The sequence below is a fragment of the Fulvimarina pelagi HTCC2506 genome (assembly GCF_000153705.1).
Lineage (GTDB): Bacteria > Pseudomonadota > Alphaproteobacteria > Rhizobiales > Rhizobiaceae > Fulvimarina > Fulvimarina pelagi.
Genome location: NZ_DS022272.1, coordinates 2,482,496 through 2,498,335 on the forward strand (window position 1 = coordinate 2,482,496; position 15,840 = coordinate 2,498,335).

The 15,840-nt window shown below is 61.1% G+C and carries 13 protein-coding genes; 3 read left to right on the forward strand and 10 right to left on the reverse strand.

Annotated features, from left to right (window positions below):
• Positions 1-258: 258 nt before the first annotated feature.
• From FP2506_RS11680 to FP2506_RS11715, 8 genes are all read right to left on the reverse strand, one after another.
• Entirely contained in the window at positions 259-1,710 is a 1,452-nt protein-coding gene (locus FP2506_RS11680) for an aspartate aminotransferase family protein (protein ID WP_007067696.1), read from the reverse strand.
• 11 nt (positions 1,711-1,721) lie between these two features.
• On the reverse strand, positions 1,722-2,735 hold the full coding sequence (locus FP2506_RS11685; protein WP_007067697.1) for an NAD-dependent epimerase/dehydratase family protein: 1,014 nt from the start codon (positions 2,733-2,735) through the stop codon (positions 1,722-1,724).
• Positions 2,732-3,172 (reverse strand): EamA family transporter, encoded by a 441-nt coding sequence (locus FP2506_RS11690; RefSeq protein ID WP_007067698.1) that lies wholly within the window; start codon positions 3,170-3,172, stop codon positions 2,732-2,734. Before FP2506_RS11690 ends, FP2506_RS11685 begins: the two co-directional genes overlap by 4 nt.
• Before the next feature lie 70 nt (positions 3,173-3,242).
• Entirely contained in the window at positions 3,243-4,634 is a 1,392-nt protein-coding gene (locus FP2506_RS11695) for an FAD-binding oxidoreductase (RefSeq protein ID WP_007067699.1), read from the reverse strand.
• Positions 4,627-6,063: a UbiA family prenyltransferase gene (locus tag FP2506_RS11700; protein WP_148227553.1), complete on the reverse strand. Its 1,437-nt coding sequence runs from the start codon at positions 6,061-6,063 to the stop codon at positions 4,627-4,629. The genes FP2506_RS11695 and FP2506_RS11700 overlap by 8 nt, the downstream gene beginning before the upstream one ends.
• 230 nt (positions 6,064-6,293) lie before the next feature.
• Positions 6,294-7,460, reverse strand: coding sequence for an MFS transporter (locus tag FP2506_RS11705; protein WP_050765075.1), 1,167 nt, complete (start codon positions 7,458-7,460; stop codon positions 6,294-6,296).
• 139 nt (positions 7,461-7,599) lie between these two features.
• The gene (locus FP2506_RS11710) at positions 7,600-8,421 is read right to left on the reverse strand and encodes a ferredoxin--NADP reductase (RefSeq protein ID WP_007067702.1); all 822 of its coding nucleotides are present in this window, start codon (positions 8,419-8,421) and stop codon (positions 7,600-7,602) included.
• Between the two features lie 255 nt (positions 8,422-8,676).
• Positions 8,677-9,183 (reverse strand): DUF3429 domain-containing protein, encoded by a 507-nt coding sequence (locus FP2506_RS11715; RefSeq protein WP_007067703.1) that lies wholly within the window; start codon positions 9,181-9,183, stop codon positions 8,677-8,679.
• A 132-nt stretch (positions 9,184-9,315) separates the two neighbouring features.
• Between FP2506_RS11715 and FP2506_RS11720 the strand changes: the two genes are divergently transcribed.
• A complete protein-coding gene (locus FP2506_RS11720; protein WP_040489114.1) occupies positions 9,316-10,392 on the forward strand; it encodes a branched-chain amino acid ABC transporter substrate-binding protein in 1,077 nt (358 codons plus the stop codon).
• The gene (locus tag FP2506_RS11725; RefSeq protein WP_007067705.1) at positions 10,389-11,381 is read left to right on the forward strand and encodes a P1 family peptidase; all 993 of its coding nucleotides are present in this window, start codon (positions 10,389-10,391) and stop codon (positions 11,379-11,381) included. The genes FP2506_RS11720 and FP2506_RS11725 overlap by 4 nt, the downstream gene beginning before the upstream one ends.
• Positions 11,382-11,390: 9 nt before the next feature.
• Here FP2506_RS11725 and FP2506_RS11730 read toward each other — a convergent pair whose 3' ends face one another.
• Both FP2506_RS11730 and FP2506_RS11735 read right to left on the reverse strand, forming a co-directional pair.
• The gene (locus FP2506_RS11730; RefSeq protein ID WP_007067706.1) at positions 11,391-12,206 is read right to left on the reverse strand and encodes an SDR family oxidoreductase; all 816 of its coding nucleotides are present in this window, start codon (positions 12,204-12,206) and stop codon (positions 11,391-11,393) included.
• A complete protein-coding gene (locus FP2506_RS11735; protein WP_244404174.1) occupies positions 12,193-14,058 on the reverse strand; it encodes a glycoside hydrolase family 15 protein in 1,866 nt (621 codons plus the stop codon). Before FP2506_RS11735 ends, FP2506_RS11730 begins: the two co-directional genes overlap by 14 nt.
• Positions 14,059-14,400: 342 nt before the next feature.
• On the opposite strand from FP2506_RS11735, the gene FP2506_RS11740 reads away from it, so the two are divergent.
• Entirely contained in the window at positions 14,401-15,831 is a 1,431-nt protein-coding gene (locus FP2506_RS11740) for a hypothetical protein (protein WP_007067708.1), read from the forward strand.
• Positions 15,832-15,840 lie beyond the last annotated feature (9 nt).

The window sequence follows — 15,840 nt, forward strand, 5'->3', positions numbered from 1 at the left end:
CGGTGCCTGGTCGCGGCTTATAAAGGTATCGGATGAGCGTTCAACAAAGCGCTCCCACGAAACCGGTTTTCGTCAAAGGGCCGCATTTTTTCCAGGCTGCAAAGCTGCAATCGAAACATGTCCTTAGCGAAACTGGCCGGCGAGTTGGGGTGCCCAAACTTTATTTTTTCCCGACATCCCTTGACATAGAGAGGGCCGGACGTTTCCGCCCGGCCCCTCTTCCACCTTCCCTGTCGAAGGATGGCAGTTCGTCCCCTTTCAGCTTACCTGAGACTGAACGAAATTCTTGACGATTGAAACGATGCCCTTGCCTAGGAGATCGTCTAGCGCGTCGCAGAACGTATCGACATGGCTCTCGTCGCAGATCAGTGGCGGCTCCAGGCGGATGACGTTGCGATTGTATTCGGTGAACGCGACGAGAATACCGTAGTCGCGCAGCAGCGCGGCGCCGATGAAGCCTGAGAGCGAGCCCTTCAGCTTGTCGTCGAGCAGCGCCACCATCGGGCGGAGCGCGAAGGGCAGCGTCTGGGAAAAGTCCTGGAATTCGAGGCCGATCATCAGGCCCTGACCGCGGACCTCCTTGATGATCTTCGGGTATTTCGCCTGAATGTCCTCGAGACGCTTCTTCAGGTAAGCGCCCGTTTCCGCCGAATTGCCGATCAGATCCTCGTCATAGAGGACGTTGAGGCCTTCGATCGCCGTCACACAGGCTTCGCCGATGCCGCCGAAGGTCGCCTGGGCATGGATCATCGCCGTCTTCGGCGTGCCATAGGCCTTCATATAGACCTCGCGCTTGGCAATCATCGCGCCGACCGGGGCCTTGCCGGCACCAAGTGACTTGGCGAGCGCCGTCACGTCCGGCACCACGCCATGATGCTCGAAGGCGTAGAACTTGCCGGTCCGGCCATAGCCGCACTGCACCTCGTCGGCGACCCAGAGCACGTTGTGCTTGTCGCAAAGCGCGCGCACGCCCTGCCAATAGGTCGTCGGCGCAGTGACGATGCCGCCGCCGCCCTGCACGGTTTCGAGGACGACGACACCGATGTCGCTGTCGTTCTCGATGACGCGCTTCAGGGCTCCGAGGTCGGCGAACGGCACCTTGTAGGTATTCCCCGTCAGCTTGAACTCACCCTGATAGAGCGGTGAATCCGTGATCGACAGAACGCCCTTCGACTTGCCGTGGAAGGAGTTCTCGGCATGGACGATCTTGCAGTTCTTGCGGCCCGAGGCGCGCTCGGCGACCTTCACGGCCGCTTCCATCGCTTCCGAGCCGGTCGAGCCGAGGAAGACCATATCGAGGTCGCCCGGCGAGCAGGCGGCGAGGTTCTTCGCCAGCGCCGAGGCGTATTGCGACATGAAGGCGATCGCGATCTCGTGCCGGTTCTCGTCCTGGAACCGCTGGCGCGCCGCGATAACGCGCGGATGGTTATGCCCCTGCGCCAGCGAGCCGAAGCCGCCGAAGAAGTCGAGGATCTTCCGGCCGTTCTGGTCGGTGTAGTACATCCCCTCGGCGGTTTCGACCTTCACCTTGTGAAAGCCGAGCAGCTTCATGAAATGGTACTGGCCGGGATTGATGTGATCCTTGAAGAGATCGGCCATGGTCTTCACGTCGAGCGCCTTGGCGTCCTCGACGGTGAGAAGGTCCGGCTTTTTCGGTCCGGTCCGGTTTATGTCGAGGCTCGGGGCCTCGACCGTTGCACGATCGAGCATAGAAAGCCTCCTTATTCGGCCGGTTGCATGGTGGCGACGGGCTTGCCCGCCTTGCCGGTGAGCTTGGCGCGGTATTCGCTATAGGCCGCGATCAGCATGTCCTCGTCGCGGTACTGCGGCACCCATCCGAGCTGTTCCTTGCCTTTGGTCACGTCGAGCACGCAGTTCTCGTCGGCGATGAGATACTGCTCGGGGTCCATCAGCGGCTTGTTCATCCAGTCGAGCGCATCGAGCGTCTTCTTGACCGCCCAGCCCGGTGTCGGGATCAGGATCGAACGCGACTCGGCATGGCGGATGAGATCGCCGAGAAGCTTTCTTACCGGCGGCGGGTTGAGCGAGCCCAGATTGTAGGCCTCGTTCGGAACGCCGGCCTTCCAGGCGAGACGAGCGGCCTCGGCGCAGTCGAACACCGAAATGAACTGATAGGGGTTTTTGCCGGAGCCGATCATCGGAACCGGAAGATTGTTGTCGATCAGCTTGAATAGCTTTTCGAGGATGCCGAGACGGCCCGGGCCGATGATGAGGCGCGGGCGGAAGAGCGAAATGTCCATTCCCTTCTCGCGCCACTCATGCGCCAGAAACTCGGTGTCGAGCTTCGACTGGCCGTATTCGCCGAGGGGTGCGACCGGGTGCTCCTCGGTCATCGGATGGGTGACCGTGTGGCCGTAGATCATGTCAGTCGTGAAGTGGACGAGCTTCGAAGCGCCGGCTTTATCCATCGCCTCGATGATGTTCTTCGTGCCGTCGTAGTTCACCGGATAGAAGAACTCGCGGCGCTTGGCGCGCACCTGCAGCGGCGACAGCATCTTGGCCGACAGGTTGTAGACAATGTCGTCGGCTTCGAGACCGACCTTGGCGATCGAGGCCGGATCGGTGACGTCGCAGTGGATGTGGCGGACACTGGCATAGTGGGCAAACTCGCCCTTTGCGATATCGGCGACGATCGCCTCCTCGCCGTCCTGGTTGAGCTTCTTGGCAAGATGCCGGCCAACGAAGCCGTCACCTCCGAACAGGATGTGTCTCATTGGGAAACCTCGTGGGCAGCGGTCTGGGTGAGTTCGACGGCGGTTTCTGCTTCCTCGCTGACGGCAGAGCCGCCCTGGGCGATGAAGTACGTTCCGACGCAGATGAGGGCGATGCCGCCGATCCGGTACGCGTTGAGGTCTTCGGAGAAGACGAAGTACGCAAAGACCGCAACCGCGACATAGGCAAGCGAGAGGAAGGGGTACGCGTAGGAGAGTTCCACCTTCGACAGGACGTAGAGGTGTGAAGCCATCGAAATGACGAAAGTACAGAGCCCGAGGAAGACAAAGGGACTGAAGACGATCGACAGGAGCTTTAGAATCGGATTGACGCCGGCGAAGCTGAGCGTGCCGAGCTGCATCATGCCGTATTTCAGCATGACCTGCGCGGCCGCGTTGGTGAACACCGTGAAGAGAATGAAGGGAAGATATTTCGACATTGGGCTCTTGAGCTCCGTTCCGGCCAACCTCTCGTAGCGTCGGTTCTAAGGGCGAGGATCGTCGGATCCGTTAAAATCTGCCGCTTTGAGCGAAAGCGGGCGAAGGAACCTTGGGGACGGTAAATGCATGGTGTTCGGCAGTGCGTTTCTCCGCTGTCGTGGTCGAGTTGGACGCGCCGCCAACGGTGCGCAACCAAAAATCCGACATCATCGCGGGATCACGGAGCGCGTCGAGTTCGGCAAAGCGCGGATAGCTCGTGGCGAATGTCTCAGGGCTCATGCGGTGCTGCTTGTAGGGGTTCACTGCGCCGCCTGCCTCGATCGTGATCCGGTCGAGTTCGGCGAGCAGTTTCAGTGTCTTCTCGCCCCGATCCGGGAAATCGAGGGTGAGCGTGTAGCCCGGCCGGGGGAACGAGGTGAGACCGGGACTCTCGACCGCACCGAAACGCTTCAGCACCGTCAGGAACGAGCCCTGTCCGTGGGCATGGGCGCATTCGATCAACGCGCGAACGCCATCTCGGCCTGCATTATCCGGCAGGACGCCCTGATGCTGGCAGAGCCCCCGCGGGCCGTAGAGCCGATTCCATCTCCCAACCCTGTCGAGCGGGAAGAAGAAGCCGTCGAAGGGAACCGTGCGCGTCGTCGTACCGGGCTTTGCCTTGCGATAATAGGTTTCGTTGAATGCTTTAAGCGCCGGTCCCATCAGCGGGCTAATCGGCGGTGTGAACGGCACGCTCGTGATCGGCGGACGACTTTTGCCGGACTTCGAGCCGACATTGGCGTGATCACCGCAAATCAGGTGCCCCCGGCCGAAATGCCGGCCCGTCGCCAGCGAGTCGATCCACGCAACGGCGTATTCGTGCTGCGCGTCCGCCTCTTCGGCGCAGTCGAAATAATCCTCCAGCCGGTGAAAGCGGGTGGTGGTCTCGACGATGTCCGAAAAAACGGCCGGCATCAGCCGAAGCGTCACCTTCTCGATGAGGCCCGTGAGCCCCATGCCGGAGATCGTCGCGGCGAAGAGGTCCACGTTTTCGCTGCGCGAGCAGACGAGCCGTCCGCGGTCGGAACGCTTCAGGACGATCTCCTCCACATGGCACCCGAAGGTGCCGCGTCGGTGATGGTTCTTGCCGTGTATATCGTTGGCGATGGCGCCCCCGACGGTCACGAACTGGGTGCCCGGCAGGACCGGCGGAAACCAACCCGTGGGCGCCGCATGCGCGATCACGTCGGACAGCAGCGCCCCCGCTTCGCAGCGCAGAATGCCTGTCTCTCGGTCGAAAGAGAGGATGCGATCGGCGCGGCGGCTCTCGATCATCGCACCGTTGGAATGCAGACAGCTATCGCCGTATGAGCAGCCATTGCCGAACGGCAGCGCAGTTCCACCGGTCGGAAACTCGTCCGGCCCGATCGCCACCGTGTTCCGCGCCGTCGCGCCGCCCCAGCTGCGGAACCGCTCAGACATAGACGGCGCCGAGGAACATCAAACCGCCGAGGCCCATCACCATCTGCGAGCGCCAGTCCTGAAGGATGAAGACAACAGGGTCCTCGTGCATCTGGTCACGACGAGCGAGCACCCAGATGCGCGAAATGATGTAAAGCACCATCGGACAGAGCGGCCACACGAGATACGGGATCGCGTAGTGCACCGCGACCTCCGGGCTGTTGATGTAGAGCGCGAGAACGAGGACTGCCGCGAAGCCTGAGGACATCCCCATCTGGCCGATCGTCTCGAGATCCGCGTCCACGTAGCCTCGACCCGTCGTCGAGCGGTCGGCGCCGGTGCCATGGTCCTGCAACTCGGTGTAGCGTTTGACCAGCGCGAGGGAGAGAAAGAAGAATATCGAGAAGGAGAGGAGCCAGAACGACGTCCCTACCCCGGTCGCTTCGGCACCGGCGATAATGCGCGTGGTGTAGAGGAAGGCGAGCGTCATCACGTCGATCAGAAGCATTCGCTTCAAAGCGAAGGAATACGCTGTCGTGGCGATCATGTACCCGGCGAGGACGATCGCGTAGCCAACTGGAAGTAGGACGGCCGTGGCGCAAGCGAGCGCCATCAGCCCGAACGCCATCTTCAGCCCGGTCGGAATGCTGAGCCTGCCGCTTGCGAAGGGTCGATACCGCTTGGTCTTGTGGCGGCGGTCAGCTTCAAGGTCGAGCAGGTCGTTGACGATATAGACCGAGGAGGCCGCCGCCGAGAAGCTGACGAAGGCGAGCAACGCACTGAGGACCATCTCGAGGTTGAGGAATTCATGAGTCAGAATCATCGGCACGAAGACGAGAACGTTCTTCGTCCACTGATGCGGTCTGAATGACTTGATAGCGGCTTTCAGACGACCTTTCTCATGACCGATGAGATGAGAGCCGGTCCGTCGCTGCCACCGTCCGGCAGAGCGATCGGGCGCAACGACGGTCGCCTCGGCGGCGTTCTCGAGCAGGCAGATGTCTTCGTGGGAATTGCCGTAGTAGTCGTATCCATCGACACCCGCCTCTGCCTCGATACGCGCAAGCTTTCGCGTGGAGGTAAGATTGACCTCGTCGTTTGAGGCCAGGACCGCGTCGAAGAGACCGAGATGAACCGCGACGGCGTGGGCGAGCCGCTCGTTGGAGCCAGTCGCAAGCACGATGCGCCGACCCTGAGCCTTCAGCGCCCGCAACTCGTCGATAACCTCTTGGCGATACGGCAAGGCGCTCGCGTCGAAGCTGACGTTTCGGGCGAGTTCCGCCTTGAGCCGCGCTTTTCCCTGGCTGAGCCAAAATGGAAGTTTGACGAGGAGCCTCGGGCATTGCCGGGCTGCGAGAAAAAGGGTCTCCCACAGAAGGTCGCTATGAATCAGGGTTCCGTCTAGATCGACGTAAACCGTGCGCTCTTTCAAAGATACTCTTGCGTCCACGTCCAAAGCCTCCGCCTCGGCATGCCTGCCGGTTCGATGGCCTGTTTTAGGAAAGTGCTGTTTTCAAAGCTTTACGTTACGACGCGATAGAGTGGGTTTTCCGGGCTGACGGTTAATGGGATGCGACCGAGACCTGCCGCAATAGAGCCTAAGTAAGAGGGCGCGTATATCCGTTTGGCCGACAAGTTTTCCGCTTTACGAGGTAATGCGTACAGGTGCCCTATTCGGCCTCAAACATTTTTGACACCACGTATCAACGGTAAGGAGAGGAACGACAAAGCGCCAAAAACGGCAAGTGTCGGGCCGAGGCCAAGCATATTGCTTGCAAGCCCAGCCAATGGAGGTGCGATCATATTGCCGATCGCGTAGATCATTACCACGGCCGTGAAGCTTGCCGACGGTATTTTCGGAAACAGGCGTTCGCTCCAAAACGAATAGACCGAACTCAACGCCATCAGGCAGATGCCCTGTAAAGCAGCGGAGACCACCGTCGCCGTCCAGTTGCCCGGTAGCAGCGCAAGGAGCAGAAGCGAAACGCCGGACGCGCTGAATAAGGTCACGAGCAGGGTGCGAAGGCCAATCTTGTCTTCGATGTCACCTGTCAGAAGTCCGAGACATCCTGCAAGGCCGAACACGCAGAGCAGAACGGGGCCGATCAGTTCAGGTGCAAGGCCGGTCAACCCCCCGGCACTGGCGATGTGTTCGATCCAGTAGGACAGATAGATTCCGTTCGTCGCACCGAACGACAGGGCGAAGCCGTAGAGTGGAACAGCATTCTTCGCCTTCAGCTGGCTCTTGAGAAAGCGCCAGTCGAGCCTCATTCGTTGGCCGGAAATGGCCTTTTGCGGCAATAGGACGAGCGGTACGAAGACGACGAGAAAAGCACACGCCGCAAAGCTCCACCACGCGATCCGCCAGGTCTGCTCGGCGAATACGAGCCCCGCAGCGAACAGCCCGGCTCCCATGATCCCAAACGTCGTTCCGGTGCTGACGATCGAAAGCGTGCGTTTCTGAAAACGGTCTTCGACGGCGTGTTCGACCATGCTGTTGAAGGGTGCCCAGGCAAACCCGGCACTCGCCGACGCAAACGCCACCCCGAGGCTCATGAGAAAGATACCTGGTGCCGAGGCCGTCAATGCAAATCCCGCTATCGCGAAGACGCCGCCGATGAGCACGGGAAGTCTCGGACCAAAACGAGCAGTGGCCCAGCCAGTGAAGAAAAGCGCGAGAAAGAAGGCTGCAAAAGCAAGGCCGGCTATGGTGCCGGCGGTGCCGGTTCCGAAACCGAACGCTTCCCGAAGCTGAGGAAGAAACATGCCATAGGCCATTCGACCTGGGCCGAAGGTGATCGCCGTCGCCACAAAGCCAACGGTCGCGATACGCCTACGAACAATCACGGCCTACCTTTCGGTCTGTCGGCTCGTGCGGAAGTGACCGGTGTCGCAACGGCTTTCGCATCAGCACTGAACTTCGGTCAGTCGCCCGACTTGCGCATCCCTAGGTGTTGACCGTCCGGTGTTTCGTTCGGATACAGTGTCAGTCCACGAACGCCCGTTCGACGACATAGGTCCCGGGCGCATTGTTCGCGCCTTCCTCGAACCCACGTTCCTGAAGAAGCTTCTCAGTATCCTTCAGCATCGCCATCGAGCCGCATATCATGGCGCGATCGTTCGCCGGATCGAGCGGCGCGATAGCGAGATCAATGAAGAGCTTGCCGTTCTCGATCAACTTCGTAACGCGGTCGCCGGTCACCTCGCCCTTTTGGGTGGCGGTGGCGTGGAAGAGCAGTTCTTTCTCGCCGACGACCTCTTGCATCAATTCGTCGGTCTTCATGTGATCGACGAGTTGACGCCCATATTCGAGTTCGGAGTCCTCACGGCACGTCTGCGTCAGGATCACCTGATCGAACTTCTCGTAAGTCTCGGGATCGCGAATGACCGAGGCGAAGGGCGCAATGCCGGTGCCGGTCGAGAACAGAAAGAGCCGCTTGCCGGGGATCAGCGCATCGTGGACGAGCGTGCCCGTCGGCTTCTTACGCATGAGGACGGTGTCGCCCTCCTGGATCTTCTGGAGATGCTCGGTCAGCGGACCGCCGGGCACTTTGATCGAAAAGAACTCGATTTCCTCGTCCCAGGCCGGCGACGCGATCGAATAGGCCCGATAGACTGGCTTCTCCGCGTTCGGCAGGCCGATCATCACGAATTCTCCCGAGCGAAAGCGAAAGCTCTGTGGTCGGGTCATGCGGAAGGCGAATAGCCGGTCCGTATAATGCGTGACGGAAGTGACGGTTTCGGCGAAGACGTTCGCGGGGATCGGGAAGCTTTCGGTCTCGGCGGTCTTTTCGGCGACGGAACTCATTCGCGGTCCTTCTCGGCAGTCTGCGGACAAAAGCGGGAACCGGCTGCATCGGACGGCAGCGCTCCTCGCTCAATTCTCCGCGGGTATCACGGGTTGCGCTCGATCTCGATTCCGATCGAGGTCGGCGTATTAGGTTTTGGTGGAACATAGGGACAAATCTCGCTTTTCGCAGCCGCAAGACGTCCTATTGTTTCGCCGAAGCCCAAACGAATTTTTCCCAAATCGTACAAATCGGAGGTCCGGGCGGTCCCGCGCTCAAAAGAATGGGCTCGTCGAGACCCAGTAGCCGACCACCGCCAGCGAGAGGATCGGCAGCAGCATCTGCACCGGGCGGAGCTTGGCGAAATAAAGCGGGGCTCGCCCCTTCTTGGCGCTGATTGGATCGAGGACGGCAAGTGCCACGTAGCCGATCAGTTCTAGGCCGACCGCATAGAGCGGGAACGCCCAGACCACCGAGAGAATCGCAGCAAAGCCGGTAACGAAGAGAAGCAACATCATCGCGATCTGGGTAGCCTTTGGTCCGCCCGGCTGGCGGAAACTGACCCCGCGGCGCACGCCGGAGAGAAAGGTCAGAATGGCCGCTCCCCAAAGCAGCGTGAAGTTCAGCGTCAGGAAGGCCCAGTTGTCCGGCAGGACGAACAGCCCGACGGCGCCCGCGACGATCGGCAGCATCGCCAAATAGGCGAAGAAAAGTCCATCGGCGGGAATATCAGCCGGTTCCTCGGTCACTATCCTGCGGTTGTCGGAGTCAGACTGCGTCATTTGCCTTTGCCTTCGATGTCCTGAACGGTACTACCGGTACCTTGAACGCGCCCGACCCGCCGATGTTCGCTGGGCGGACTCATTCCGAAGACGACCGTTTCCCGACGCTCTTCCAAAGTCTATGGTCCCGCCATGCCTATGCCCGTGCTTCGCATCGCCGCTCTTTTTGGTTACGCGCTTCTCTTGTCAGCGCCGGCGTTTGCTCAGGAACAACCGGTCATCGGCGTCTCCGCGCCTCTCTCCGGATCGAGTGCTCTTCTCGGTCAGCAAATCGTCAACGGAGCCCAGGAGGCCGGAAGCGGCGTGGCTACGATCGCGCCGGCCGACACCGAATGCACACCGGAAGGCGGAGAGGTGGCCGCACGGAGCTATGTCGAGGAAGAGGCACGGATTGTTGTCGGTTTTCTCTGCACGGAGTCTCTGCTCGCCGCCCTCCCTATCCTGACCGAAGCCGGCATACCGGTGATCGACGTCGGCGTGCGCGCAAACCGCGTAACCGACGACCGTGAGGATACGGGTCATCTCGTCTGGCGCCTCGCACCGCGTTCGGACGCCGAGGCTCGCGCCATCGCAGAAACCATCTCGAAGCGCTGGCGCAATGAGCCCTTTGGCCTGATCGAGGACGGTTCGATTGCCAATCGCGGGCTGGTCGACACGGTTCGCCGCCTCGTCGCAGAAGAGGGACTGGAGCCCGCCGCGACCGACAACTACAGGCCCGCCGAGGAAAAGCAGTTCGGCCTCGTCCGCCGCCTCGCCCGCACCGGGGTCACCCGCTTTTTCATCGCCGGCGACCGGCCGGACATCGCGGTGATCGCGAGGGATGCGGCCGAACTCGATCTCGATCTCCAAATCATCGGCGGCGAAAGCCTGCTCGACGAGACGAGTGTGGATCAGCCGCTGCCAGAAGGGATCGTCGCCCTCGCACCGCCTTACAGCTACGCCCCGCCCGAAGCGGACGGAGTAGAGGATATCGCGCTCTCCGGCTATGGCGGCGTCGCCCATGCGGCGGTCGAGATCGCCGTGAGGGCTCTCGAATTGGCCGAGGGGTCAACTCGGTCACTGGCGGAGATCTTGAACGAGGAAAGTTTCGAGACGCTCCTAGGCACCGTCGCTTTCGACGAAAAGGGCGACGCGCGGGCCGTTGCCTACCGCCCACTGCGATGGTCCGGCAGCGAATTTATCTTCGATGCCGAAGCAGCTGGTCAATGACCGTCTGGAAAGCCGGTGCCCGGAACGACATCACCGATGTCTCAGGGCTGGGTGTCGGCCAGTCCGAGGACGCACGTCTCGCCAGCGGCACCTCCGTGGTGGTTTTCGACGAACCAGCAATTGCGTCCGTCTCGATCCTCGGCGGCGCACCGGGGACGAGGGAGACAAACCTGCTCGACCCGGAAAATCTTGTTGGCGGCGTCGATGCGCTGGTGCTCTCCGGCGGATCTGCCTTCGGGCTCGACGCGGCGAGCGGCGTACAGGCCTGCCTTCGTGAACAGGGGCGTGGTTTCGCGGTGGGCCCGGCGCGCGTTCCCATCGTGCCGGCCGCAATCCTGTTCGATCTTCTGAACGAGGGCGACAAGGACTGGGGTCGTTTTCCGCCATACCGCGACCTCGGATACGAGGCTGCGACAAATGCCGGCCGCGATCGGGTCACGCTTGGTCGCCACGGCGCGGGCTTCGGCGCGAGAACGGCCCGGATGCGCGGCGGCACCGGCAGCGCCTCCTGCGTCCTACCCTCCGGTATCACCATCGGTGCAATCGTCGCCGTCAACGCGGTCGGCTCGCCGACCATCGGAACGGGCCGGCATTTCTGGGCTTCGCCCTTTGAGATCGATCGTGAATTCGGCGGTTATGGACTTCCGTCACCAATGCCGAATGATGCGGTCGACCCGTTCTCGAAATTGCATGCGGCCGAAGGCGCGAACACGACGATCGGCATCGTCGTCACTGATGCAAGGCTCGACAAGGCGAGCTGCAAGCGGCTTGCAATCGCCGGGCAGGACGGTTTCGCGCGGGCCATCTGGCCCTCTCACACGGATTTCGATGGCGATCTTGTCTTTTCGGCTTCGACGGGCCGGCACGATGGCCCGCAGACGAGTGCCGAGCGCATTGAACTGATGGCTGCCGCGACCGCCGTCATGGCGCGCGCAGTCGCACGTGGCGTCTACCAGGCCAATCGCGAGACGCTTGCCGACGAATCCTGAAGCGCACAGTCAGCCGTTGCCCTTGAAGCCTGGGTAAAGCGCCATGCCGCCGTCGACGAAGATAGTCTGTCCAGTGATGTAGTCAGCCGCATCCGAGGCGAGCCACGCCACCACGCGCCCGATATCCTCCGGATCGCCTATCCTGCCATAAGGTATCAGATCGAGGATCGCCTTGCGGTCTTCCTCAGTCTTCCGGGCGTCGGCGTTGATAGCTGTTGCGATGGCGCCGGGGGCGACGGCGTTGACGCGGATCTTCTCCGAAGCGGTCTCCTGCGCCAGCGATTCCATCAGAAGCTTCAACCCGCCCTTGGCAGAAGCGTAATTGGCGTGAAAGGCCCAAGGTATCCGCTGGTGCACCGACGAATCGAAGACAAGCTTCCCTAGAGCATGCGAGACGTCCTCTCGCATGCCCTTCTTTCGAAAACGCTTGATGGCTTCGCGTCCGACGAGGAAACCACCGTCTAGAATGACAGAGCTGGTCTTTCGCCAATCCTCGAAAGTCATGTCGCCAATCGCGGCATCGGCCTGAAGGCCAGCGTTGGAAAACACGATGTCGATGGGCCCGAGCGCCTCCTCCGCGCTATCGAACATTGCGACGACTTCGTCTTCTTTCGAGACGTCGGCTTGGACGTCCATGGCCTCGCCGCCGGCTGCGCGGACTTGGTCGCGCAGCTTCCTCGCCGCGTCCTCGCTGCCGCGATAGTTGATGACGACGTTCGCGCCGGCCTCGCTCAGAACCCTGACGGTCGCGGCGCCGATGCCGGACGAGCCGCCGGTCACGAGCGCCGTCTGGCCTTTGAGGGAGAAGAGATCAAAATAGCCCATCGGGATCTTCCAGCATGCTGAATTCAAAATGGTGCGGGTCCTGGCGGTCGCCGTTCAGCGCCCGGTCGAGCCAGATCGCCGCCGAGATCAGGGACAAATGCGTAAGCGCCTGTGGGAAGTTCCCGAGGTGGTCGCCAGCGGAGGACAATTCCTCCGAATACAGTCCAAGATGGTTGGCATAGGTATGCAACTTCTCGAACAGTAGGCGCGCTTCAGCAACGTATCCGGTTCTCGCGAGCGCCTCGACATACCAGAACGAGCATATCGTGAATGCGCCTTCCTCCCCGTCCAGCCCATCGTCGTTTTCGTCGGAATTCTTGTAGCGATAAACCAAACAGTCGTGGACGAGTTCACGCCGCACGGCCTTCAAAGTGGACGTCCACATCGGGTCACGCGGATTGATGAACTTGACCAGCGGCATGAGAAGAACGACCGCGTCGAGGGTGTTAGACCCCTTGAACTGGGTGAAGGCGCCAATCTCCGGATCCCAGAACTCCTCGAGGATACTCTTCTGAATGGTGTCTCGTTCGCGGCGCCACTCTTCGATATTGGCTGGCAGGGACTCATCGAATGCCATCCTGAGGGCCCGGTCGAGCGCCACCCAGCACATCAGCCGCGAGGAGAGATACTCCTTCGGTTCGCCCCGGCTCTCCCAGATGCCCTTGTCTTTCCGGCGCCAGTTGTCGCAAACCCAGTCCATCATCCGCGCGAGCTTGATCCAGACCGAATAGGCCGGTTTTCCCCGCGCCTTAGTCGAAATATAGACCGCGTCCATGAACTCGCCGTAGATGTCGAGCTGTAGCTGGGAATAGGCCTCATTTCCGATGCGAACCGGGGATGCACCTGTGTAACCGGAAAGGTGTTCGAGCTCGGTTTCCGTCAGTTCGGTCCGCCCATCCATGCCGTACATGATCTGGAGCCCCTGAGCCCCGTCCTCGACAGCACGCTCCATCAGGAAGTGGATGAAGTTCTCGGCCTCGTCGTAATAGCCGAGGCGCGACAGGCTATAGAGGGTGAAGGCGGCGTCCCGCACCCAGCAATAGCGATAGTCCCAGTTCCGCTCTCCGCCGGGAACCTCGGGGAGGCCGAAGGTAGCGGCAGCGGCGATCGAGCCGTGATCGTAAGAGGTGAGGAGCTTGAGAGTCAGCGCGGAGCGCACCACCAGTTCGCGCCAGGACGAGGGATAGTTCCCGCGATTGACCCATTTATGCCAGTAGTCGCGCGTGTCTCTGAATTCACGGGCGACATAGCCGCTGTCCACCGGCGGACTGTCCTCGCGGTTTGGACAAAGTACGATATAAGCGCCCTCCCCCTCGTTCAGAGTGATGCGGGCTTCTAGCCGCCCATTGCTGATCTCTATCGGAAAAGACGCATAGACGGAGATCGGATCGACCTCGTCGTTCCAGCGAATGGAGACACCGCCTTCGATCGGCTCGATGATTGGATCGACCCGGCCATAGTCCGGCCGTGGAGTCATATCGAGTTCGAAATCGACATGATCCGTAATCGCCTTGGCGCGGCGAACGATGCGGCCCGTGCCGTCCACCGGCATGAAATCGCAGACCTCGCCGATGCCGCTCTCGTCCAGGAAGCGGGTAATCAGAATATTCGTGTCAGGCAGATACATCTGCCTTGTGTTCGGTTCGCCTTCGTCTGCGACAGCCGCGAAGCGAAAGGAACCCCCGCTCGCCTCGTCTAGGATCGAGGCGAAGAGCGTCGGCGAGTCGATCTCGGGATGACAAAAGAAGGTGATCGTCCCGTCATCGGCTACCAGCGCGGCCGTGCGCATATCCCCGATGACGCCGTGATGCGAGATGGGATGCCGGATATGCATGTTTGAGGCTCTGACCATGATGTCCCTTGGCTTCGGTAGGTGCGAGAACAGCGCAAGATGCGTTCATCTAGGGTTCAACCCGCTTACTCAATCTGCGACCGATCGCACCGCGAACAAGCAAAGCCGAGCGGTCTTGGCGTTCTCATGGATGGGAGTGACTGAGGATCATCGAACCGCGTGGCGCTTCGCAAGCTGTCTAGCCACTTTGGAATTTGACAGCTTTTGGGAGAGAACGGGCAGAATTGCACCTTCCCGCGAGCTTCCTTAGAGTTGCACCCCGCTAGGCGATCGACCGAACCGGAGCCCCGATGAAAGCCAGATTGTTCGTCTGGACGACGCTTTGAAGGGAACTTTTGACACGTGACGAGGTCGATCGAAACGAGCATCAGGCGGGCACTGGAAGCCGGAGCCGCAGCAAGTCCTACGTTTCGGCAAGGCGTCTACTGGGCTGCGGAACGAGCCATCGAACGCGTTCTGGCGACCGATACCGACGACAAGCGTGCCAGAGCCAAGCGCAAGGAACTGAGCGAGGCGATCCAAGCGGTTGAGGCCGACTATGCGATAAGCGGCGAAGACTCTGCCTTCGTGCAAACCCCCGATGCATCTCGGCAACCACGCGAGACGACCGAAAACTCTACTCTTTCCTCGGTTCCAGCGTCGGAAGCAAATGGGCATTCGGATACGAGATACCGAAAGAGCGACGCGTTTAAGAATGGCGCGCCCAAACTGGACCCCGAGTTCGTCCCCCATTCCGAAACCCGCGCAGCACAAGCAGCAGACGCGGCACCTATCGTCGAGCCGGATCGCGGTCTCGATGCAGTAGCCAAAGGAGTTCCTTCGCCAAAGGTCGAAGCGGCACGAGCTTCGAGAAGTGGACCGCCTGTTCCGAGTGTCCCCGAAATCGAGGAACGCGAGCCTGCACCGCGACCACCCAGAGCCTTCGCGCCACCTCCCCCGAAAGGCGAGGAACCCTTCGAAGACGCTTTCGAGCTCGGCGCCGTCACCCCGAGCCGTGAGCCAGCCGCCGGTGACACGACGAGCGGCGGTGCAGGCATCATCGGCGCACTGAAGCGCCGCGACGACGGTCTCGGCGAAACGCCTCGGGCCAGCGCTAGCACGTCGAATGATTTCGAAACCTGGCGTCCGGGCTCCAAGCACCGCGACAGTAGAGCGAGACGCAGAACGAGCGGTTTCCTCGTCTCCACCATTATCGTGCTCCTCTTTGGATTCCTGATCGTAGCGGGAGCGTACCTCGCCCTGCCATACATCGTGACGACCGCGAGCAACGATGCCCCACTCAGCGCAGCTGAGGGCGAGGCTATGGCGGACGCAGAGATCGAAACCCAGAACTGGATCACCGTCTTCTCGGGCCGCGAGATTAGTCAGATTACGACTCCGAATGGTGGACGCGTGACGACCGAGGAGGCGCCGGATGGCTCGCCGACGGTGCGTATCACCGGCCCTCTCGACGAGGGAGATGGAGAGATCGGCTTCGTCGTCGGGCCAGGGGCCGTATCCGGTCTTGCCGGAAGCGGCGTAAGGGCCGAACTGACCGTAGGATCTCTCGGCGGAGCCGAACGCTCGTTCACGGTGCGATGCCTTTTCGATGGAGAGACCCGCTGCGGCCGGCAACGTTTCACCACCCGGCTTGCGCGCGAGCCCTTCATCTTCGCCGTCGATCTGACGGGCGTCGGCGACAGCGGGGGAGAAATCGCGATCGATCCCGCGATCGGCGAAGGCAACGATCTTCTCGTCTACGAACTGAGACTGACGCCAGCCGAGGGAAGCTAAGCACCCGAA